The 22,437-nt window shown below is 42.6% G+C and carries 15 protein-coding genes; 1 reads left to right on the forward strand and 14 read right to left on the reverse strand.

Annotated features, from left to right (window positions below; translation table 11 throughout):
- Nucleotides 1–25: 25 nt before the first annotated feature.
- The 11 genes from ACMVDV_RS10020 to ACMVDV_RS10070 all read right to left on the reverse strand — a co-directional run bounded on the left by ACMVDV_RS10020 (nucleotide 26) and on the right by ACMVDV_RS10070 (nucleotide 12,859).
- Nucleotides 26–994, reverse strand: coding sequence for a PstS family phosphate ABC transporter substrate-binding protein (locus ACMVDV_RS10020; RefSeq protein WP_304182657.1), 969 nt, complete (start codon nucleotides 992–994; stop codon nucleotides 26–28).
- 98 nt (nucleotides 995–1,092) lie between these two features.
- Entirely contained in the window at nucleotides 1,093–2,415 is a 1,323-nt protein-coding gene (gene phoR, locus ACMVDV_RS10025) for a phosphate regulon sensor histidine kinase PhoR (RefSeq protein WP_416158024.1), read from the reverse strand.
- A 45-nt stretch (nucleotides 2,416–2,460) separates the two neighbouring features.
- Nucleotides 2,461–3,150, reverse strand: coding sequence for a phosphate regulon transcriptional regulator PhoB (gene phoB / locus ACMVDV_RS10030; protein ID WP_145235364.1), 690 nt, complete (start codon nucleotides 3,148–3,150; stop codon nucleotides 2,461–2,463).
- A 722-nt stretch (nucleotides 3,151–3,872) separates the two neighbouring features.
- Complete coding sequence (fba, locus tag ACMVDV_RS10035) at nucleotides 3,873–4,937, reverse strand: class II fructose-bisphosphate aldolase (protein ID WP_304182653.1); 1,065 nt, start codon at nucleotides 4,935–4,937, stop codon at nucleotides 3,873–3,875.
- A 212-nt stretch (nucleotides 4,938–5,149) separates the two neighbouring features.
- Nucleotides 5,150–6,325 carry a phosphoglycerate kinase gene (locus ACMVDV_RS10040; protein WP_304182652.1) on the reverse strand — a complete coding sequence of 392 codons (1,176 nt, stop codon included), beginning with the start codon at nucleotides 6,323–6,325 and terminating at the stop codon, nucleotides 5,150–5,152.
- 56 nt (nucleotides 6,326–6,381) lie between these two features.
- A complete protein-coding gene (gene epd, locus ACMVDV_RS10045) occupies nucleotides 6,382–7,401 on the reverse strand; it encodes an erythrose-4-phosphate dehydrogenase (RefSeq protein WP_304182650.1) in 1,020 nt (339 codons plus the stop codon).
- A gap of 498 nt (nucleotides 7,402–7,899) precedes the next feature.
- The gene (locus tag ACMVDV_RS10050) at nucleotides 7,900–8,160 is read right to left on the reverse strand and encodes a hypothetical protein (RefSeq protein ID WP_416158025.1); all 261 of its coding nucleotides are present in this window, start codon (nucleotides 8,158–8,160) and stop codon (nucleotides 7,900–7,902) included.
- A gap of 56 nt (nucleotides 8,161–8,216) precedes the next feature.
- Entirely contained in the window at nucleotides 8,217–8,840 is a 624-nt protein-coding gene (locus tag ACMVDV_RS10055) for an exonuclease domain-containing protein (RefSeq protein ID WP_416158026.1), read from the reverse strand.
- 66 nt (nucleotides 8,841–8,906) lie between these two features.
- Complete coding sequence (locus tag ACMVDV_RS10060; protein WP_304182647.1) at nucleotides 8,907–10,745, reverse strand: DUF294 nucleotidyltransferase-like domain-containing protein; 1,839 nt, start codon at nucleotides 10,743–10,745, stop codon at nucleotides 8,907–8,909.
- Between the two features lie 115 nt (nucleotides 10,746–10,860).
- Nucleotides 10,861–12,585, reverse strand: a complete 1,725-nt coding sequence (locus tag ACMVDV_RS10065) for a sodium:solute symporter family protein (RefSeq protein WP_416158027.1) — start codon at nucleotides 12,583–12,585, stop codon at nucleotides 10,861–10,863.
- A gap of 10 nt (nucleotides 12,586–12,595) precedes the next feature.
- The gene (locus tag ACMVDV_RS10070) at nucleotides 12,596–12,859 is read right to left on the reverse strand and encodes a DUF4212 domain-containing protein (protein WP_004586074.1); all 264 of its coding nucleotides are present in this window, start codon (nucleotides 12,857–12,859) and stop codon (nucleotides 12,596–12,598) included.
- 390 nt (nucleotides 12,860–13,249) lie between these two features.
- On the opposite strand from ACMVDV_RS10070, the gene ACMVDV_RS10075 reads away from it, so the two are divergent.
- The gene (locus ACMVDV_RS10075) at nucleotides 13,250–16,690 is read left to right on the forward strand and encodes a PAS-domain containing protein (RefSeq protein WP_416158028.1); all 3,441 of its coding nucleotides are present in this window, start codon (nucleotides 13,250–13,252) and stop codon (nucleotides 16,688–16,690) included.
- Between the two features lie 104 nt (nucleotides 16,691–16,794).
- On the opposite strand, the gene ACMVDV_RS10080 is transcribed toward ACMVDV_RS10075, so the two are convergent.
- From ACMVDV_RS10080 to ACMVDV_RS10090, 3 genes are all read right to left on the reverse strand, one after another.
- Nucleotides 16,795–19,431: a DUF2339 domain-containing protein gene (locus ACMVDV_RS10080; RefSeq protein ID WP_416158029.1), complete on the reverse strand. Its 2,637-nt coding sequence runs from the start codon at nucleotides 19,429–19,431 to the stop codon at nucleotides 16,795–16,797.
- A gap of 107 nt (nucleotides 19,432–19,538) precedes the next feature.
- Complete coding sequence (locus ACMVDV_RS10085) at nucleotides 19,539–20,903, reverse strand: hypothetical protein (RefSeq protein WP_416158030.1); 1,365 nt, start codon at nucleotides 20,901–20,903, stop codon at nucleotides 19,539–19,541.
- Nucleotides 20,904–21,108: 205 nt separating this feature from the next.
- Complete coding sequence (locus ACMVDV_RS10090; RefSeq protein WP_416159082.1) at nucleotides 21,109–22,431, reverse strand: metallophosphoesterase; 1,323 nt, start codon at nucleotides 22,429–22,431, stop codon at nucleotides 21,109–21,111.
- Nucleotides 22,432–22,437 lie beyond the last annotated feature (6 nt).

Genomic DNA, 22,437 nt, shown 5'->3' on the forward strand with positions numbered 1-22,437 from the left:
TATTAACTCATAGTCGGCGTTGAGTTTAAAGCAGACCTAGCTTCTTAAGTTCGCTCATTGCCATCTTGCCTGAAAGTGGTACATAACCATCTTTCTCTACAATTTTTTGGCCATCTAGTGATAACACCATTTTTAAGAACTCAGCTTCAATAGGTGCAAGCGGTTTGTTCGGGTGTTTATTCACATACACATATAAAAAGCGCGATAATGGGTATTTACCTTGTGCGACGTTCTCGAGTGTAGCATCAACAAAGTTGTCACCTTTTTTCGCTAGCGGCACAGTGCGTACACCTGATGTTTTATAACCGATACCTGAGTAACCAATCGCGTTCACTGATGACGAAATTGACTGTACCACAGAAGCAGAACCAGGTTGCTCATTCACGTTGTTACGGAAATCGCCTTTACATAGCGCTTTGCTTTTAAAGTAACCGTAAGTACCCGATACAGAGTTACGTCCGTAAAGCTGAACATCTTTAGCTGCCCAATCACCCGTTAAACCAACATCACTCCAGCGGGTTACATCAGCGCTTGCACCACATTTGCGAGTTGAAGAGAAAATCGCATCGATTTGGTCAATGCGCAGGCCTTCAATTGGGTTGTCTTTATGAACAAATACAGCGAGTGCATCGATAGCCACGCGTACTTCTGTTGGCTTATAACCGTAACGCTTTTCAAACGCTTCGATTTCTTTTGATTTCATTCTGCGGCTCATCGGGCCAAAGTTAGAAGTACCTTCCGTTAATGCTGGCGGCGCAGTTGATGAACCTGCTGCTTGAATTTGAATATTCACATTTGGATAGATGCGCTTATATTCTTCAGCCCAAAAGGTCATCATGTTGGCTAACGTATCAGAGCCCACAGATGAAAAGTTACCTGAAATACCACTGGTTTTTTGATATTCAGGCATGCCTGCATCGACAGCAATTGCTTGTGCAGATACAAATGTTGTTACTGCCACACTCATTGCGGCTACGAGGTTTTTAAATTTCATTGGGTTACTCCGATTTGGTTCGTCCATTTCTTAACTGTGGTCTACTGTAAAGAGAGTAGATGACAGTTAGATTACTCTAAAATGACATTTTTATGACTTTAAGCGTTTTCAGCTAGATTATTTAGCAGCACCGTTTTTTCACTATTAAAGGCAAACGAAAACGTTGAACCTTCGCCTAATTTACTGCTTATTTTTAACTTACTTTCGTGGCGCGTTAACACATGCTTAGTGATTGCCAAGCCAAGTCCCGAACCACCTGTTGTACGACTGCGCGCTTTATCCACCCGATAAAAACGCTCTGTTAAACGATTAATATGCTCAGCAGCAATACCATCGCCATTATCTACTACTGCAAAATGCGCTTGCTTATCTTTTAGCTGCCAGCTTACGGTAATTTTACCGCCAGCTTTAGTGTAATGAATGGCATTAAATACTAAATTGGAAAACGCACTACGTAGCTCTTCTTCCGAACCTTTAATATCAAGCCCGGCATCTATATCAAATATTAACTCATGGCCTTTATCTTGGTTCAAAGACTGCGCTTCAGTTTTTATATAGCTGAGTAATTGCGGTACGTTGACCGCCTTATCGTTATCTTGACGGCGAGCGCCTTCAATACGTGATAACGACAATAACTGATTAACTAAGCTATCCATGCGTTTACATTGCTCAAGCATAGTACCTTGGGCTTTATTCCACATCGCTGGCGGCGGCATCATGTCACCATCAAACATTTCTAAGTAACCAGTTACAACCGTCAATGGTGTGCGCAATTCATGTGAGACATTGGCAACAAAGTCTTTACGCATTTGCTCTAGTTGCTTCAAGCGCGTCACATCCCTTACTACCACCATTAATTGTGAACTGGCGTATGGCATAACTCGAAACTCTAAAACTTGTTCAACACTGTGGCCACTTTCCAGTTCTAATGCTTCATCAAACAATTCCGTTTGCATGTACTTGGCAAATTTAGGATCACGCACAAGATTGTCAAGCCGTTGACCATGATCCGCTGGCCACTGTAAACCCAGCACTTTTAACGCTAATTGATTACACCAAACAATGCTTAAATCACGTTGTAGAACAATTACCGCATCAGGCACCGCTTCGGCACCATCGCGAAAGCGACGGATCAGATCCGCTAATTCATTACGTTTTTTACGGTTACGGTGTTGTAAGTGATAGATCCCTTCAAATACCTGTTCCCATGCGCCCTCGCCTTCCGGTGGATTAAAACTGCGCTGATTCAATAACCAATCACTGAGCCGATATAATTGATGGTAATGCCAAACAAGCAGTGAAAAAGCACCTAAAAATAACAGCAGAAATGGCGCACCAATCAGCACGCCAACTAATAATAAAGGTAGGAAATAGATAAGCAGACGTTTAGCTAACGCCTGCTTATTAACAACTCGATACATACACTCACTTTACCTTAGAGTAAAACCGACCTTGGTCTGAATGTTTTATAGTTTACTTGAAAAACGATAACCTGCACCACGTACAGTTTGTACTAAGCGGTCATGACCAAGCGGTGCTATCGCTTTGCGTAAGCGACGAATATGCACGTCTACCGTTCTATCTTCAACATAGACATTAGTCCCCCACACATTATCTAGCAGTTGTTCACGGCTATAAACACGCTCAGGATGGGTCATAAAGAAATGCAGTAAACGAAATTCGGTTGGCCCCATATCCAGCTCGCTACCTTCAGAGGTAACACGGTGTGAAATAGGATCAAGGCGTAAACCGTGTACGTCAATCGCTTCTTCAAGTGAAGTTGGCGAAACGCGACGAATAACCGCTTTAATACGCGCCATTAACTCTTTTGGTGAAAATGGCTTAGTAACATAATCATCAGCACCGACTTCAAGGCCACGAACTTTATCTTCTTCTTCTCCGCGGGCCGTCAGCATGATAATAGGAATTTGCCGAGTGTATTCACTTTGCTTAAATTTTTTGGCGATTTGAATTCCACTACCCCCTGGTAGCATCCAATCTAATAACACCATATCAGGGTAAGGTTCTACCATTGCTGCAATGGCAGAATCATAATCTTCTGCTTCTATTGCCTGAAAACCGTTTTGCTCTAATACAAAAACCAGCATCTCTCTGATCGGTGCTTCGTCATCGACGACAAGTACTTTACGTGACATTCCAATTCATCTCTTTCGTTATCGAACTAGTTTTCATTATTATGACTAAGTATGACATTTTTATGAAAGTGTAACGTGTAAATCAAAATGCGGGAAAAAAAACACCAATTAACCCATATCAGGAACAAAATAACTGTAAATAAGTCCCCTGTCACGGTTAAAATCAATACTTTTTCATGACTAAAAATATTTTACTCAGTATTAATTTTAACCACAGATGCCGTATATTTTTATAAATAACAGCCAAATACCCTCTGCGGCGGCAAAATTAGCACCCTATAGCAGTGATTATGACAACGCTTTTTAGCTGTTTACGCTGCTTAAATCGTCACGATTGAATGATCGAACTTTGATTATGAGTGGGCATAACAAAGCAGCTCTGATCATTTATAGAGATCAAAATTCTACCAAGTACTAAGTTAGGGATCATGCTTTTACTAACCGAGTCAGATCTGGGATCAATCTTTTACCTAGCAAAATCCGTAAGTTGTTGATCATTTGCACAGGCAAGCTTGGAAGTGGCTATTTTTACAACAAAATAACCTGCCACCTAGCCGATCCTTAGTAAAAATCTGATCCCAGCGACGCATAGTTAGTAAATCAGTGATCCCAAGTTTAACGCTTGGTAAAATAATGATCCCTATTGATCAACTATATAAAAAGCCAGTAGTTGGATACTACTGGCTTTTTTGTTTATTTATTAAATAACTCAATGAATTAGTTTATTTAATTTTCGGATCTAATTCACCGGTTAAATATTTAAGGTGCATATCATCGAGTGAAATTGGTTTGATCTTACTTGCTTGACCCGCAGTGCCAAACGACTCATAGCGAGCAACACAGATCTCTGTCATCGCTTTTGTTGCTTCAGCTAAGTATTTACGTGGATCAAAATTCGCAGGGTTAAGTGCTAAATGACGACGAATTGCGCCCGTTGATGCTAAGCGTAAATCAGTATCGATATTTACTTTACGCACCCCAAACTTAATACCTTCGATGATCTGCTCGACTGGTACACCGTAAGTTTGTGGGATCTCACCACCGTATTGGTTGATGATCTCAAGCCATTCTTGCGGCACAGAAGACGAACCATGCATTACTAAATGAGTGTTAGGAATACGTGCGTGGATCGCTTTAATACGATCGATCGCTAAAATATCATCCGTTGGTGGACGGGTAAATTTATACGCACCGTGTGATGTACCGCAGGCAATAGCCAGTGCATCAACATGAGTTTTACTGACAAAATCGGCCGCTTCTTCAGGATCGGTAAGCATTTGATCTGTCGTTAACTTACCTTCTGCGCCAACGCCATCTTCTTCGCCAGCTTCACCGGTTTCAAGTGAGCCTAGTACACCTAATTCGCCTTCAACAGACACACCACAAGAGTGCGCAAGTTCAACTGTTTTACGTGTTACATCAACGTTATATTCATAGCTTGACGGTGTTTTACCATCGCTCATTAATGAGCCATCCATCATCACTGATGAAAAACCTAATTGAATTGAACGTTGGCAAACGCCAGGTGAAGTGCCGTGATCTTGGTGCATTACCACAGGGATATGTGGCCACTCTTCAACAGCAGCTAAAATCATGTGACGAATAAATGGGGCACCAGCGTAGGCACGAGCGCCAGCTGAACCTTGTACAATTACTGGGCTGTTAGTTTTATCAGCCGCCATCATAATAGCGCGGATCTGCTCTTGGTTATTAACGTTAAAAGCGGGTACGCCATAACCGTGTTCAGCTGCATGATCAAGAAGTTGTCGCATACTGATTAAAGCCATTTGGTATTCTCCAAATTGTCGATAGCAGTGCACGCACCACTACCTAGTTCGAACGGAATAGTTGAGTTCGGTGCAATCACTGCACCTCGATAGCCTTGGCTTTTGCCAAATTTACCGTTATCCAAAACCAGCATTAAATAAGGGTGAGAGGTATTTAATTACTGATCGTACTCAGCGTACTTACCTAAATAAGTACACTGAGCAAACGCTAATTACTTAGCGCGTTGTTCAAGCATAGCAACTGCTGGTAATTTTTTCCCTTCTAAGAACTCAAGGAAAGCACCACCGCCAGTTGAAATATACGAGATCTTATCGGCAATACCGTATTTATCAATGGCTGCTAACGTATCACCGCCACCAGCAATTGAAAACGCATTTGAATTAGCAATTGCTTGTGCAATAGCACGGGTGCCATTACCAAACTGATCAAATTCAAATACACCTACAGGGCCATTCCATACAACAGTACCTGCATTGGCAATAATTTTTGCCAGCTTGCTCGCTGTATCTGGACCGATATCAAAAATCATATCGGTGTCTGTAACTTCGCTTACATCTTTTAATGTTGCAACGGCAGATTCTGAAAACTCATTCGCAACAACCACATCGGTTGGTACTGGAATTTCGCCATTGTTACTTTTCGCCGCTGCACTTAACTTATTTGCTTCGTCAATTAAGTCAGCTTCGTATAATGATTTACCAACCGGAAAGCCCGCAGCTGCAATAAAGGTATTGGCAATACCGCCACCTGTTACTAGTTGATCAACAATCGTTGACAGTGAATCAAGTACGGTTAGTTTAGTTGATACCTTAGAACCACCAACAATCGCTACAAGCGGACGAGCTGGGTTATCAAGTGCTTTACCTAATGCCTCTAATTCAGCCGCTAAGAGCGGGCCTGCACAAGCCACATCTGCAAATAAACCAACGCCATGGGTAGACGCTTGAGCACGGTGAGCGGTACCAAATGCATCCATTACGTATACATCACATAATGCAGCGAGTTTTTTAGATAGCACTTCGTCGTCTTTGCTTTCGCCAACATTAAAGCGTACGTTTTCAAAGACCACCACTTCATTATCAGCAATTTCAACGCCATCTAAGTAATCTTTTTCAAGGCGTACATTTTGCTCAAGTGCTTCATTTAAGTAATCAACAACAGGCGCTAATGAAAACTCTTCGTTGTATTCCCCTTCCGTAGGACGGCCTAGGTGTGACATCACCATTACTTTAGCGCCTTTTTCAAGGGCAAGTTTAATACTTGGTAATGCAGCACGAATACGTGCGTCTGAGGTCACTTTACCTGCTTTTACTGGTACATTTAAATCTTCACGAATTAACACGCGTTTGCCGTTTAAATCTAAATCTGCCATATTTATGACCGACATGGACTTCTCCTTAGTTAACGATACTGACTTGAAATATATAGGTTTTATTTTAGATTCTAAATTTTATTTGCTGCCATCATTACTCGTGCTGTATCGAGCATACGATTAGCGAAACCCCACTCATTATCACACCACACTAACAACTTTATCAGCCGTTTATGACTGACTCGTGTCTGCGTGCCATCTATGATACAAGAATGTGGGTCATGATTAAAATCAACCGAGACCAATGGCTCTTCGGTATAACTTAAAATACCTTCTAAACGGTCTCTCGCTGCTGCTTTTAATACTTTATTCACCGCGTTTAAATCAACATCAACGTTGACCGTCACACTCAGATCCATCGCAGTAACATTGATAGTAGGCACTCGTACTGCAATGGCTTCAAAGCGACCATGGAACTTAGGTAAAATACGTTCAATACCACGGGCTAATTTAGTATCTACGGGAATAATAGACTGACTCGCAGCGCGGGTACGACGTAAATCATGATGATAGGCATCAATTACTTGCTGATCGTTCATCGACGCATGAATGGTCGTAATCGCACCCGATTCAATACCAAACGCATCATCAAGCACTTTGATCACCGGCACTATACAGTTGGTAGTACATGAACCGTTAGAAACAATCGTATGCTCAGCAAGCAGTTCATCATCATTAATACCATACACGATAGTAGCATCAACATCCGCATCAGCGGGCTGAGAAAATAAAACTTTTTTAGCACCCGCATCCAGATGCAATTGCGCGTGTTCACGGGAATGATAAACCCCTGTACACTCTAAAACCACATCAACATCAAGTAACCGCCATGGCAGCTCAATCGGGTTTTGCTCAGAAAATAATGCGATCGTATCGCCTGCGACACTCAGAGAATCTTCACCTAAGGTAACCGGATATTTAAAACGACCATGGGAGGTGTCATATTTAAGTAAGTGAGCAATCCCTTCGGGATCCGCTAATTCATTAATCGCAACGATTTTAATATGATCGCTAAGTCCCGATTCATATAACGCGCGGACAATATTTCGACCAATTCGACCAAAACCATTAATTGCAAGTTTGATTGCCATTCGAAAGAAAATCCACTCTAGTTGCTTGCAGATAAAGGCAACCTGCCTTTGAGATGGCGGTATTGTAATCGACCTTGGGATTGAATATAAGAGGGGAAGTTAAATAAATGTTTGCGTACCCACCTAAGATGGCCCGATTTTGGTAATCGACCTTGAGATTGAATATAAGAGGTTAACAGCAGAAACTTAAAATTAACCCTTTTAGATGGCCCAGTTTTGGTAATCGACCTTGAGATTGAATATAACAGGGGAAGTTAAATAAATGTTTGCATACCCACCTAAGATGGCCCGATTTTGGTAATCGACTTTGGGATTGAATATAAGAGGTTAACAGCAGAAACTTAAAATTAACCCTTTTAGATGGCCCAGTTTTGGTAATCGACCTTGGGATTGAATATAAGAGGCAAGGTTAAATAAATGTTTGCATACCCAGTTAAGATGGCGCAATTTTGCTAATTGACCTAGGTCTAGGCCCTAGGCTCTAGAGGATCTATATCGCTAACGTTTAAATAGCTTACTTATTAACCTGCTGACTAATAACGACAACGTCATAATCACCACACAATAAATAACTAACATAGCTGACGATGTAGCAAGCTCGATGACTTGCCCACTTTTACTCATGCACAGGTTAGTTCCATAATCAATTGCACCACCGGCGTCTAAACAACGATCGGCCAGTAAAAACCCATGTAGCCACCATACAACAAACAAGCTCACTAAAACGCCAGCTAAAGATGGCAGTAAATTATTTTTCATAGCAGAAAACCTAAGAGAGAATTAAACAGAACCACTATTAACGCCGAATTGACACATCAAAGCAACGCAGCCAATTTCAATTCCTTACCACGGCTTATTTGATGGCACTGTGCTAATAATAACTCTGCGGTCGCCATGGCATCGGTAAGTGCATGGTGAGTGCTGTAATAAGGTAACTCATAACGCTTGCGACACGCTGTGAGTGTTAAATCATCCAAACCAATTTGCTGACCTTGTTGATGTAAGCGTTTTTTTTCAATCTGAAAAGTGTCGAGTATCAATTTAGGTTGTATCGCTATACCGTGAGTTTGAAATGCTTGCTTTAAAAATCCCCAGTCTAACGTGGCATTATGAAACACCAAGATCGCATCCGAAAAATGTGCGCTTAATGCAGTTAAAATAGCCGCCAAGCTTTGCCCTTGTGCGACGTCTTGCTGGGCAATACCATGATATACAGGGCTTTGCTCAAGGCGCTGCACATCTTTATTAATGGCATGCTGCGCCTGACTTAATTTAATACATTGATTGTCTATCAACAGCCATGCAATCGAGACAATCTCATGCTGCTTTGGATCAAGCCCTGTCAGCTCCAAATCAATCACAAGATAGCGCTGCGTTAATGCATTTTGCGCAAGCAACTGCTTGCGCGCTAAATAACGGCTCAGCCAACGTTTAACCACTTAGTTTTTCACCTTGTTTATTGTGCGAATGCTAAGTGAACTCACGCTATAAAAAAACCACTGCATTTATAAACTTCCTCTGGCAAATTTAAATGCCGCAGCTTGTTGTGCCAGCTTAAGTAAATAAAACGCTTCTTTTAATTGATGACGCTCGAGCGAACTTAACTTATCTGGATTAATACAGTTGCTGGGCAAGCCTTCTTCGTTTATTTGCGTGCGCAAACGCAACTGCGTTAAAAATCGCCAACAGTCTTTCAAGTTATATACATCGTGATTACTCAATAAAGAATGTTTCAGTAATGCATCTAAGCGCTCTTGGGTGTTCGCTCGGCGTATCCCTGCTTTTAACGCATATAAACGAACAATGTCGTTAATGATCACTACGCCACGTTTTTTCAAATCAATGTATTTATGCTGTTTGGCATCTTTTTCGAGTTTAAATTGATTAAATAAGCCAATCGGCACGGAGTTCGACTTAATATCGGTTGCCATGGCGGCATAAAATAATTCGTCACGAGAAATACGGGTTAGTTGCTCACAAAATGCAGTGTAAAGTGCCGTTGAGCCTTCAATAAAGCGTAAATCAAAAAATATTTTACAGTTCAGCATAGCCTGCGGCGTTGGACTTTTTATCCAAGTAAAAAACTTTTCACACCAATCAGATATACTCATTCTGCATAATTCACTGCTGGCCATAATGTTGCCTGGGCAACGCCTAATACCACACTCTACCAACTGTTCACAAACAAACTCCCCCATCCGCCGATAATAATCCTGATGCAGTTCAGTTAAATCATCAGGCAGTAATAAACCGTTGTCTTGATCGGAATGCAAGGTTTGCTCTTCGCGCGCTTGGGAGCCAAAACAAATAAAACTAAAACTGGTCGGTGCCGCTCCGTTATCCTCTTGAAATAAATAAATTAACCGCGACGTAAGCGCATCAGTCAAGCCGCTGAGTAATTTACCAATCAAGGATATATCATCAATATTATGCGAAAAACTGCGCAGTAAGTCAGGTATTTCAGCCGCGTAGCGTTTTAGCTCAATCACACTATGGGCTTTATAAATGCGGCCAATAAGTTGTACGGGATCGCTCTTTTGTTGACGTAATAAATCGGTACTGGTGATCATACCAAGTGCTTTATGGCGTTCATCCAACACAGGTAAATGGTGAATGTTATGTTTGAGCATTAAATGCAACGCCGAAAACACCCGATTATTTTCAAAAATAAACTTCGGTTTCGCACTCATAATCGTACGGACTGCCTGCTGTGGGTCGATTTCATCGGCTAATACACGGTTGCGTAAATCGCGATCAGTCACCACCCCTACTAAGCGTTCATACTCAGTAACCATAATTGATGAGACGCCGTGCTCTTTCATTTTTTTAGCAGCTTGGCGAATACTTGCATCGGGCGACAAAGTGACCGCTTTACGTGACATCAATTCTGATATTTTGCGCTCAGACCAACTGTCATTTTGGCTTTTATAATGCGATGACAACAACCGATTAGCATGGGCACGCACAAAATACTGTTCAAACGGTTTGTACTCACGACGCAAATAATCAAACGCCTCTTGGTTGAGCATATAAACAATGCCCTCTTTTTGCACGACTAAACGGTTTTGAATTGCTTCGCCGGTCAGCAATGAAGGGAAGCCAAAATAATCGCCTTGTGCTAAATGGGTGATCACATCACCTTTTGCATCCACTAAGTCATACAAACCAGAGCGAATTAAAAACAGTTTAGGGGACTCTGATTGCAGCCATTGCGTTTGGTTTTCACAGTTCAGATAAATAACATCAAGGTGTTTTACAAAGTAATCTGTCGCGCTGCTATCAAGGCCGCTAAATGGCATTTGTGCTAGTACAAACTGGGCGACTTCCTGTTGCTCATGGTTCATCTTGCTACTCGCAATAAAACAATCGTACACTCACTGTACTGCTATCAGCTGTAAATAAAAAGCCCGACTTAAGTCGGGCTTTTGGATCTATCAATATAATAGAGTATCAGCGTTGTTAGTGAGCGTGTGCTTCACTAGAACCTTTAGGATTACGAATGCTTTCAACCATTTGTTGAATTTCAAGCGGTGTATCAGCGGTAAACTTAACCACGATTGCAGCAACTGCAAAGTTAATAAGCATACCTACTAAACCAATACCTTCCGGCGAAATACCGAACAACCAATGTTCAGGGTTGTTAAGCTCTGGGCTGATAAACTTGAAGAAAATAATGTAAGCAGCAGTAAAGGTGATACCGGTTACCATACCTAGCACCGCACCTTCTTTGTTCATCTTCTTAGAGAAGATACCCATAATGATCGCCGGGAAGAAACTTGCAGCAGCTAAGCCGAATGCAAATGCCACCACCGACGCCACAAATCCAGGCGGATTAATACCAAAGTAAGCGGAGATAACAATCGCAACCATGGCTGCCAACCTCGCTGCGAGTAACTCTTGTTTATCGCTAATGTTTGGTTTTAAGGTTCGCTTGAGTAAATCGTGCGATACGGAGGTCGAAATAACCAGTAGTAAGCCAGCGGTTGTTGATAATGCCGCAGCAATACCACCGGCTGCTACTAGCGCTACTACCCATGCTGGTAAGTTAGCAATTTCTGGGTTCGCAAGTACCATGATGTCGCGGTCAACGTTAACTTCGTTAGCGCTGTTTGGATCATCAATTTTACCTGCGGTGTAAAACATTTTGCCATCACCATTTTTATCATTAAAGGTGATTAAACCCGTTCTTTCCCAGTTTTTCACCCATGTCGGTGCTTCTGCGTATTCAGTACCGTTACCATCTTTACCGTTTATGGTATCAATCATGTTAACACGGGCAAATGCGGCAACCGCTGGCGCTGTAGTGTAAACAATAGCGATGAACACTAATGTCCATGCCGCTGAGATACGCGTATCTTTAACGCGCGGTACAGTGAAAAAACGTACGATTACATGTGGAAGACCCGCAGTACCCACCATTAATGCACCAGTGATAGCAAACACATCTATCATGCTCTTAGAGCCTTCAGTGTATTGCGCAAAGCCCAGTTCAGCACTTAAACCATCAAGTTTATCCAGTACATATACACCATCGCCGCCAATTAATGTCGCGCCAAAGCCAGTTTGTGGGAAGAAGTGACCCGTCATCATCATAGAGATAAAGATGGCAGGAACAAGGTAAGCAAATACCAGTACACAATACTGTGCTACTTGGGTATAGGTAATGCCTTTCATGCCGCCTAATACTGCATAAAAGAATACGATAACCATACCAATGTAAACACCGGTTTCAATTTCAACTTCTAAGAAGCGAGAGAATACCACGCCTACACCACGCATTTGCCCTGCAATATAGGTAAAACAGATAAAGATGGCACACAAAATTGCCACTAAACGCGCGGTGCGTGAGTAGTAGCGGTCACCGATAAAATCGGGCACAGTAAACTTGCCGAACTTACGTAAATAAGGTGCTAAACACATGGCAAGTAATACATAACCACCGGTCCAACCCATTAAGTACACGCCGCCATCATACCCTGCAAAAGAGATGATACCTGCCATTGAGATAAATGACGCAGCACTCATCCAATCCGCAGCTGTCGCCATACCATTAGCAAGCGGTGGAACGCCGCCGCCTGCGACATAAAATTCATTTGTTGAGCCCGCTCGAGCCCAAATTGCAATGCCGATATAAAGCGCAAAGCTTAGTCCGACAATGATAAACGTGAGTGTTTGAACATCCATTGCTTAGCTCCTATTCGTCTACGCCGTATTTTTTATCTAACGTATTCATTTTGAAAACGTACACAAAAATCAAAGCCACAAAGGTGTAAATCGCGCCTTGCTGGGAGAACCAGAAGCCAAGTTTAAACCCAAAGAAACGCACTTCATTAAGTACATCAACCAGTAATATGCCAAAGCCAAATGACACGACAAACCAAACTGCTAATAATTTAAACAACAGTGAAATGTTTTCCGCCCAATAAGCTTTTGCTTGTTCTTCATCTTTAAAAGCCATTTTTTATTTCCTCTTTAACATCTGTAAAAAGTGATGTGGTTTTTATTATCTGCACTAACCAATTTAGCAACGCTGCCTTAATATTGAATTGAGACCATAGTCGTAACAACAAGTTAACGTTTACGTAAACTGCAAATACCCACTTGTTAAATTTAAGTAAAAAACATTATTTATCATCACGTTACCTATTTACGCTGGGTGATTTTAACTATTCATCTAGGCTATGTTGCAGATCTGCGACATTAGTCTAATAGATCTTAAAAACACATAATTAATATTAAATATCAAATAGATAGATTTATTTGTATGTTCTACACAAAAATTGACAGCTCAAATCAGCGAAAACTTCTGGTATGGTGTGCAATAACAAAATAAAAATTGAATATATACATGACTGCTGCACTGATTTTTGTCGCTTTGGCGTACATTGGCATCTTGTTTTGGCTAGCAAACTGGGGCGATAAAACCACACCACTGGCCAAACGAATTAGCCACCACCCTTTTGTTTACTCTTTCTCGTTGGGTATTTATTGCACCTCGTGGACTTACTACGGCTCAGTGGGCACGGCTGCCACCAGCAGTTGGAGTTACTTACCGATTTTACTTGGCCCTGCATTGTTGTTTTTTTTCGGACAAGGTTTTTTACGTAAACTAGTGCTAGTCAGTAAAAAACAAAATATCACCACCATCGCAGACTTTATTTCCGCCCGCTACGGTAAGCGCCAAACCACTGCAATTATGGTGACTATGATTGCACTACTAGCAACCATTCCGTATATCGCCTTGCAGTTAAAAGCACTAAGTAACAGCTTTTTACTACTGCAAAGTGACAACAAAATATCCGGTTCAATGGTGGCGCTCTCTGCTACTTTGATCATGGCGATGTTCGCAATATTTTTTGGTACCCGTAAAGTTGATGTAACCGAATATCGCTCAGGATTAATGCTTGCTGTTGCCTTTGAATCGATGATCAAACTGCTGGCCTTAGTGGCAGTCGCTGGTTTAGCTCTGCTCACCTTGTATAACTTACCCAGTACCAGTGAACTACAAATTAAAGAGTCGTTGTGGCAACATTGGGATAATTTTAACTTTTTGAGCTTTAACTTTATTGGTCAATCGTTGATGGCCGCCGCTGCGATCATCTGTTTACCACGACAGTTCCACGTTACCGTGGTTGATAACCAAGACAAGCGCCACTTGTTTACCGCTCGCTGGGCCTTCCCGCTGTATTTATTACTGACTGCTGCAATGATTTTACCGATTGCTACCGCGGCGATTCACCCAGAAATTGGCAATGGCTTCTCACCAGATAGCTTTGTACTGGCACTGCCGTTAATGCACGACAATGTGTTACTTACCACCTTTGTATTTATTGGTGGCATATCGGCCGCTACTGCGATGATTGTGGTTGCAACATTAACGCTCAGTACCATGATCTCAAACGATGTGGTATTACCGTTAATGCTACGTCGTAAATTCAAACGCAACCTCATTACTAGCAGTTACAAACCACAAATATTACTGGTGAGGCGCTTTACTATCGCCGCTATTTTGATCTTGTCTTACTTCTACCAGCAATGGTTTGGCCATGGCAAAGCCCTTGCCAGCATGGGCTTAGTTGCCTTTTCATTAGTCACACAATTATTGCCCGCTATTGTAGGCGGCTTGTACTGGCGCAAAGGACATGCTTACGGCGTTTATGCTGGATTATTAGCCGGTTTGATCTGCTGGATACTGTTTTTAATGCTGCCCATTCTCGATGCTGGCAATACCCTTACTACAGAGCTGCAACAAACGCTGATCACCCGTGGCACCTTGATTGCGCTATTTGCCAACATCGGCTGTTACATCAGCTTTTCATTAGGTGCCGATGAACGCTTGATTGATAAAATTCAAGCCGCCGCCTTTGTTAACCCTAAAGAGCAAGCCGTACTGGCAAGGCGTTTAAACAAAAATGTCAAAGCCACTGTGTACGATTTTAAAGTGCTGCTACAAACTTTTTTGGGGATTCAACGTAGCCAGCAAGTCCTCGCACATTTTTCGCTAACACATCAACTTGATGATAATAATACGCACCCAGATCCTGAGTTTATCGCCTACTGCGAGCGTGCTTTAACAGGCGTATTGGGTGCCTCTTCTGCGCAAGCACTTATTCATACCGTCGCATCGGGTAAACGCATGGCATTTGAAGAAGTGGTTAACTTTTTTGATGAAACCACGCAAGCCCTGCAATTTAACCAAAATCTACTCTACACTTCGCTGGAAAACCTCAGTCATGGTATTTCAGTTGTTGATAAAGAGCTAAATCTAGTGGCCTGGAATAAACGCTACGCAGAAATGTTTAACTACCCAACTGGGTTTTTAGAAGTCGGCCAACCGATTGAAGACATTATTCGTTATAACGCTGAGCGCGGTGAATGTGGCCCAGGCGAAATAGAACGCCATGTAGAAAAGCGTGTGCAGCATTTAAAAAACGGCAGTTCGCATCACTTTATTCGTCATCGTCGTAATGGTCTAGTATACGAAATGATTGGTAACCCACTGCCCGACGGCGGCTTTGTAACCAGCTTTTCAGATATCACCACCCACATTGCCACACAAAATGCGCTTGAAGAAGTGAACATGGATCTGGAGAACCGCATTGAAGCCCGTACCCAAGAAATCCGTACTATCAATAAAGATCTCGAAGCACAAATAGAAAGCCGCGTACAAACAGAGCAAGCACTCACTTTAGCCAAGCGTGAGGCTGAACAAGCAAATGACAGTAAAACCCGCTTTTTAGCCTTGGCCAGTCACGATATTTTACAGCCACTCAATGCCGCCCGTTTATACCTTGCCGCCATTGATGAAAAATCCCTTGCGGATAATAATATCAACAACTTTGAAAAGCTCGGTGCCAGTCTCGATTCAACCGTGCATTTAATGTCAGCATTATTAGAAATTGCCAAACTAGAGCAAGGTGCCATGACCCCTACCCCGCGCCACTTTAGTATTGACGATATTCTCGCACCACTGCGCAACGAATACGCCATTTTATCAACCGAAAAAGGCCTTAAGCTCACGGTGCGCAGCGGGCAGCATATTGTCCACAGTGATATCACCTATTTGCGGCGAATTGTGCAGAACTTAGTGTCAAATGCGGTTAAATACACCAATACGGGTAAAGTTTTAGTGGCGTGCCGTAAACGTAAACATCACTTGCGCATCGAAGTATGGGACACCGGCCCTGGCATTAGCGAAGTAGAGCAAGCCAAAATATTCAACGATTTTTACCGCATAGAAGCGTCTGACAACAAAGGCGTCGGCCTAGGGCTTAGCGTGGTTAAACGTATGGTCGATTTACTATCAATTCGCTTAGATGTGCGCTCAACGCCACAAAAAGGCAGCTGTTTTAGTATCGAAATACCGTATGGTGAAAGCCAGTTTGTGCAACAAAAGCTCGCAACCAACAGCTTGTTTGCAGAGCGCTCCGCGATGAATATCATTGCCGTTGACGACGATCCTGAAAACCTCAATGCCATGGCCAGTTTATTACAAAAGTGGCAAGCTAATTATCAGCTGTTTGATCAAGTTGACAGCGTGTTGGCATACGCACATGCGCACAGCGCACCGGATGTGATCTTAATGGATTATCAGCTCGGCCATGCGCACGACGGCATCAGCTTAATTAAAGCCCTACGCGAGATTTGGCAAGCTAAGGTGCCCGCCATTTTAATCACCGCGGTACGCGATGTAGAGCTAAAACAAGCCACCAAAGCCGAAGATATTCATTACTTATCTAAACCAATAAAACCAGGGAAATTAAAAGCACTGCTTAATCATAGTACGTGAAGTGAAAGGTTCTAGGCGCTAGGCAAGAGATTAAAACAGATTCGCGCTAAGCAACATAACTAAGTACACCCAACAATCTTGCTGGGTGTACTGCTTGAGTTAAATTACCCCGCTGGTGCTTTACTCCTGAGCTTTTGGAATAACCAACTCAAGCCAACCAGAGATAGTCCTAACCCAATAAATGACACCGCTCTGAGTAAACCAGTTAGGCTGGCCATATCGATTAAAAACACTTTCACTATCACCGCGCCGAGCATGCCTAAACCGACTTTTTGTAATAGTAATTGTTGTTTTAAATGCCCGGCAATGACCACCAGCGCACCGAGCAATAACCAAATGATTGAATAGCTGTATAGCTCGGCATCACTGGTGGCTTTATCAAGGGAAATAAACGCTCCTTGCCAATATTGGCGGATCAGCGCATTGATTGCTAACACCGCTAATAAGCCTGATGCACCCAGTACTATTTGGCTAAACTTAGCATTAAGTGGTTTAACTAATTTAGCCAACCACAGTGTAAGCATACTTGGTACTAACCAGGTTAATAACAGCCAGTTAAATAATGGTATTTCCCCCACATAAAGACGCATTAGTAATGGGTTTTCATGTAATGCTATATTGATTAACAATAAGCCCGCTAACGCGGATAAGGTCAGACCTGCAGTACGGTATAGCTTACCCAGCTGCCCTGCACTTTGCGCGCGGTATAAATAAACGCAGCCTAACGCGAGCCAGTTACAGCTGAGTAATATTTGCTCATAAAAGCTTAAAGACGAAAGTTGCGGATAATGCCCAACTAATTGATAGCTGGTTTCGGTGGTGATAAATAATGCCAAACAATGCAGTGCTGCCCCTTCGAGCCAAATTTTCATATCTGTTTGTTGCCATTGTTTTGCGGCAAACCAAAATAACCCAACAGCAACGGGGTAAACCACTATGCTCCAATGCAGTGCTAAAAAGGTTAAATCAGCATCGTATGTCCACGGCGCGAAGGTTAACCTTGCCAGCACCACGGCCACTAACGCTTTAATAGGCCAGTGCGGCATTGGCACCTTGTGGCGTTTAACTAAGTAACTAATAGCCAATACTTGAATGGCCAGCGCAAGCGTTAAGCCACTATCGGCAAGTAGCATAGTTAAACTAAGGGTGATATTGGCATTAGCACCAAGCCAATAACTAAACTGCTGCCATTGGGTGTGAGCATGTTGCGCGCGTTTGATCAGTACACCACTGCTGAGCAGTAATAACACTGTCCATAATGAATATGCCACCGCTAAATCTTGTGCTGGCGTTAGGGTGTAAAGCGTGGCTATTAAGGTAAACACACTAAATGCAGCAAGTAAGTGGAAACTTAACCGTTTGTAGTAACGCGCGCCAAAATACAGCCCGTATAAGCAAAGGCCAATACCCAGTAATAAGCCAAAGCCATACATGTTTTTGAATACGAATAGGTGATCGTTACTATCAATATGATAAGCTTGCTGACTCACAACCAATAACACGGCGCTTAGTAGTGCTAGGCCTTGCCACAGATCCCAACGGCTATTTTGCAGCACCAAAAATAGCAACATCACAATTAAACAAACCATCACAATTTGCCATTGCACGCTCGCCACAGAGATTAATATCGTGAGCAATAACGGCACCACAATCGCTAACAGTAATGGATGATCAGGCTGTAATTTTAATAGCCGCGGTAAACTATGCGGGCGATATTCTAATAAACGCAAGGTGACACCTAAACGCATCATCGCGATTAACCCTATGATTGATAACAGCGCAAAACCACCCACTAACCAATACTGCGTTGGCTTTATGACACTCAGTGCCAGCCAATACCAGCCAATGTGCCCTGCCCAAAGTAAATACCACAACCATGGCCGTTTTACTTTTTTCGCTACTAACACCGCAGACAAAGTAACAAAGCCAATGTACATCAATAAGGCCACTAAGTTACCGCTGCCAGTATTAACCCAGATTGGTACGCTGTATGCGCCAACAATGCCTAACACCGCTAACAAGGGCCCTAAGCGCAGCGCCATGGAGCTTGCCGCCAGTGCAATAACTGCCAGCATCACAAACGCCGTGGTTGCGCTTAACATGGCATAACTTGAATAGGCAAGCAGCGTTAATGCAAAGCAGCTGATAAACCCGCCACCAGCCAGTGCTGCGGGCACGTAGTTATTAAACCCTTCAAAAACAATGCCTTTTCGATGCAGATATTCAGCCCCTGCAATTAACGCAACGCCAAATAAGCCACCGAAAGTGAGTCGTAAGCTTGGCGATAATAAACCGGCATCTAAGCTGTATTTTGCTAAAAATATACCACCAAAAGCCAGCGCGACGCCGCCAATCCAGGTCATCCAATGTTCTTGAAACTGGGTTTTTAATTTACTAAAAAAACTATCAAGCGCGGAAGGAGAAGATGATTTTTCGCGGCTAGTTGTTGCCGCAGGAGTTGTTTGCTTGATGGCCGCAGCGCGCTGTTCAACGGCTTTTGCATGCTGTGATCGTGCCAGCTCAATTGGGCGCGCAACTTGCGACTGCACGGTTTTCGCTACACTGTGAGGCTGAGTTTGCTGTTGGCTAGCATTGTTCGCTATCACTGCGTGCAGTTGTTTTTTTAAGGCTGCAACTTCTTGTTTTAATGTACTCACTTTAGTTAACGCAATTAACCCAGCAATCGAGCCTGCGACTACAACTAACGATAAAATGACTATCAGCCCTATGACATCATCCATTTTTCAATCCTTGGCTACTTTTAATACTTCCTTATAACGTAAAGTGTATTGAAAATATACCCAAACAATCTCAGCCTCGCGGCGCTAAGGCTGAGATTTAAATCGGATTATTCTACCGAGTCAGTAACGGTGCGTTCTAGCGTCATTTTGTAACCAGTGCTACTTGTTTCATCATGCTCTAAAATTAATATGTAGTTACCTTCTTGGCTAAAGTCCATATCGCCTTGTTGCATGAGTACAATTTGCTGGCCATTGTCTTCATAAAGCACATAGGTGGTGTAAATTTCATTATCAACGATTTGTTCTTCTTGGTCGTATTGATCGATGCCATCAATGATATTTTTAGCATCATCAACCGTTTCACCATTGAGAGTAAAGACGACATCAACGTCGCTAATATCTTGCCCGGCATAGCTATCAATTAAATTAACCACAGTCACTTTATGGCTATAGCTACTCGGGGTTAAGGTTTCTTTTACCGTCATCATCCGTGGGCCGTAATCTTTGTCATTGTAGAAAACGCCAAGGTTACTTTGTTCACGCTCAAGGGTAAGTAAAAAGTTATCGACAATTTTGTTACCCGTCTCATCCAACATCGCAATACTGTAACTGTTAGGATCAAGCTCAAGGTAGTTAGAATACATATCGTTTGAGGTTACATCTGTGGCACTCGTTTGCGAACCACGCGTTGCACTAAAGCTAACGTGTGGGTAGTCATCAATGGTATTGATAAAGCGCAATTGCCCCTGTGCATTTTGGTGCTTAAGTGCAGTCACGCTATTACTTGCTGTCACCACATCAAGGGTGATACCGTTTTCTTCGGTGGCATAACTTGGCCGGATCATCACCACATAACTCGCCTCATCATTAAAATACACAGAGGCTGATGCAAATAACACGTCGGTACTGCCACTTTGCGTTAAGTACAAGGTGTAATAGCCTTCATCAAAGTTTTGTAGCGCCAACTCATTTAAATAAGTAGGTGAGGCAATCAGTTCAGCGGTTGCAAATAAGCCATCATCATTTGCTAAATACACATCAAAACTCAGGTTTTCGCCAACTATATTAAAAAAGCCTAAGTTAGCTGAACCCTCATCGCCGCCCGTAGGCACATTTAGCTCACTGAATGTCGGCTCTGAAAAATCACCATTCATCACCCATAATTGGGTCATGTCGTCTTTTACGGACACTGCTTTTTCACTGATCGTTATATAACTGTCGTTTGCATCAAGGTACTTAAAGCTCACATCATAGTTATTAGTGCTGTAATTATGGCGAGTGGTTACATCTGCAAAATCAGCTCCGGAACGTTCAGCATCTTCGATAAATAAACGGGTGTACGGGCTATTGTAAGAGCCATTATATAATTGGATATAGCCACTTTCACTCGAGCTTGAGTCATCACCTGAACACGCAGTAAGGGTTGCAAGTAAAGAGGTTGTTAGTGCAGTTTTAAATAAAGGGTAACGCATGGAATCAATTCCTTATTGTTAATAGTTTGAATATGACCATTAACAAAGTGAAAAATTCCATGATTTACAAAGCATTACCTCAACTTACAGTTATTTACCAATTCGTAAACAACTGTGTAAATGTGCAACCTAAATGCACACTTATATACATTAAAATAACAAAACCAGCGTCGCAACACTGGTTTTTTTTGTGCACAATAGCGAGCTAGCGAGTACGTTTAGAAAAGCTAAAACGCCCCTCATCAATGACCTTGCCGGTTAAATCTCGCGGTGTGGTATAAAAGCTCACATCCAGCTGATTAGTTTGATTATCAAGACTGATATGACTAAACCCCCACACAAAGCTTTTTGACCAAAGCAACTCATACTCAGGGTATTGACGCTGTTGAAACTGTGCAAACGGGGTGTGCTTACCACGCATTTTTGATGCAGCCCCGGAGATGATCAGCGGTAATTTACCAACGCTATTACCAGTATCAAATTTTGAGCAATCATCGCTAAGTAGCTCTAAGTCATGCTCATGGCCGGCAATATAACCATCCGCATACTTACACAATGTAGGCATTAGTAATTTACGCAGTACATGCCCTTCACTGTATTTAGTGCCACCAATTGACCATAAAATATGATGGCCATAAACCAGTTTCCATTTCGCGCTAGAGTTTGCAATGCCCTGCTCTAGCCATGTTAGTTGCGCCAGATCCTCGCCATTTTGTGGCCCTTCATGCTGATCGTGAATTTCCAGCTCCGCACGGCCCTCTTTTATCGCTTGTTGCTCATCGCCTTCACTACCATCAGGATTTAGTGGTACTTCATAAAAAGTCTGCCCCGCTAAAAGCATATTGGTATCGAGCACAAAAAATTCTACATCGTTACCCGGCTCACCCATTTTGTAACTGTAGTAGCCATTTTCACCCATAAAAAAGTTGGCTTGCTGCGCCATCCACTGGGTTTGCAGTGCCACCCCTTTGCGCGAGCTTTTCCAATCATGATTACCTAATGCGGAATACACCACTAAATTTGGATCCGCTTGAAATAACGGTTCAAGTGGCGCATAAACAAGATCGTATAAGCGCTTTTGATCGTCTTTACCATCATCGGCATCGGCGCCATCAGGGTAAACATTATCACCGAGCTGAATGGCAAATTGGCATGCTTTTGTTTCACACAATTTTGCCATTGCAATGCCCACAGCCTGTGCGCCCCCTTGCTCCGTAGCAATCTCAGTGCCTGGATAAATATATATTGGTGCATGGTCAAACTCATCGCGCGGGCGATAATCTGCTAACCAATCAGCCAGCTCTGCTGCTATAAACTGTTGCTTATTTTTAGGGTTGGTTATGTGTTTAGTTTTTGGATAGTCAACATGATAGCCACCATCACCAAACGCTAAAAATTCAATCTTGCCGGAGGCTTTTTTACTCGCTCTTGCGGTGTCATCACTGCTTTGTTTGCTACTTTGAGCAGTGCAACCAACCGTTGCTAAACATGCGGTTAGTGCACTATATAAAATAGTTTTATTAATCATAGTATC

This window comes from Pseudoalteromonas sp. ASV78 (assembly GCF_047806705.1).
GTDB classification, from domain to species: Bacteria; Pseudomonadota; Gammaproteobacteria; order Enterobacterales; family Alteromonadaceae; genus Pseudoalteromonas; species Pseudoalteromonas prydzensis_A.

What these genes read in the sequence shown, in the direction of transcription:
- phoR (WP_416158024.1), bottom strand. Translation starts at nt 2,415, where the DNA reads ATGTATCGAGTTGTTAATAAGCAGGCGTTAGCTAAACGTCTGCTTATC.
- ACMVDV_RS10090 (WP_416159082.1), bottom strand. Translation starts at nt 22,431, where the DNA reads ATGATTAATAAAACTATTTTATATAGTGCACTAACCGCATGTTTAGCA.
- epd (WP_304182650.1), bottom strand. Translation starts at nt 7,401, where the DNA reads ATGGCAATCAAACTTGCAATTAATGGTTTTGGTCGAATTGGTCGAAAT.
- ACMVDV_RS10070 (WP_004586074.1), bottom strand. Translation starts at nt 12,859, where the DNA reads ATGGCTTTTAAAGATGAAGAACAAGCAAAAGCTTATTGGGCGGAAAAC.
- ACMVDV_RS10080 (WP_416158029.1), bottom strand. Translation starts at nt 19,431, where the DNA reads ATGGATGATGTCATAGGGCTGATAGTCATTTTATCGTTAGTTGTAGTC.
- ACMVDV_RS10050 (WP_416158025.1), bottom strand. Translation starts at nt 8,160, where the DNA reads ATGAAAAATAATTTACTGCCATCTTTAGCTGGCGTTTTAGTGAGCTTG.
- ACMVDV_RS10040 (WP_304182652.1), bottom strand. Translation starts at nt 6,325, where the DNA reads ATGTCGGTCATAAATATGGCAGATTTAGATTTAAACGGCAAACGCGTG.
- ACMVDV_RS10075 (WP_416158028.1), top strand. Translation starts at nt 13,250, where the DNA reads ATGACTGCTGCACTGATTTTTGTCGCTTTGGCGTACATTGGCATCTTG.
- ACMVDV_RS10085 (WP_416158030.1), bottom strand. Translation starts at nt 20,903, where the DNA reads ATGCGTTACCCTTTATTTAAAACTGCACTAACAACCTCTTTACTTGCA.
- fba (WP_304182653.1), bottom strand. Translation starts at nt 4,937, where the DNA reads ATGGCTTTAATCAGTATGCGACAACTTCTTGATCATGCAGCTGAACAC.
- ACMVDV_RS10020 (WP_304182657.1), bottom strand. Translation starts at nt 994, where the DNA reads ATGAAATTTAAAAACCTCGTAGCCGCAATGAGTGTGGCAGTAACAACA.
- ACMVDV_RS10060 (WP_304182647.1), bottom strand. Translation starts at nt 10,745, where the DNA reads ATGAACCATGAGCAACAGGAAGTCGCCCAGTTTGTACTAGCACAAATG.
- phoB (WP_145235364.1), bottom strand. Translation starts at nt 3,150, where the DNA reads ATGTCACGTAAAGTACTTGTCGTCGATGACGAAGCACCGATCAGAGAG.
- ACMVDV_RS10065 (WP_416158027.1), bottom strand. Translation starts at nt 12,585, where the DNA reads ATGGATGTTCAAACACTCACGTTTATCATTGTCGGACTAAGCTTTGCG.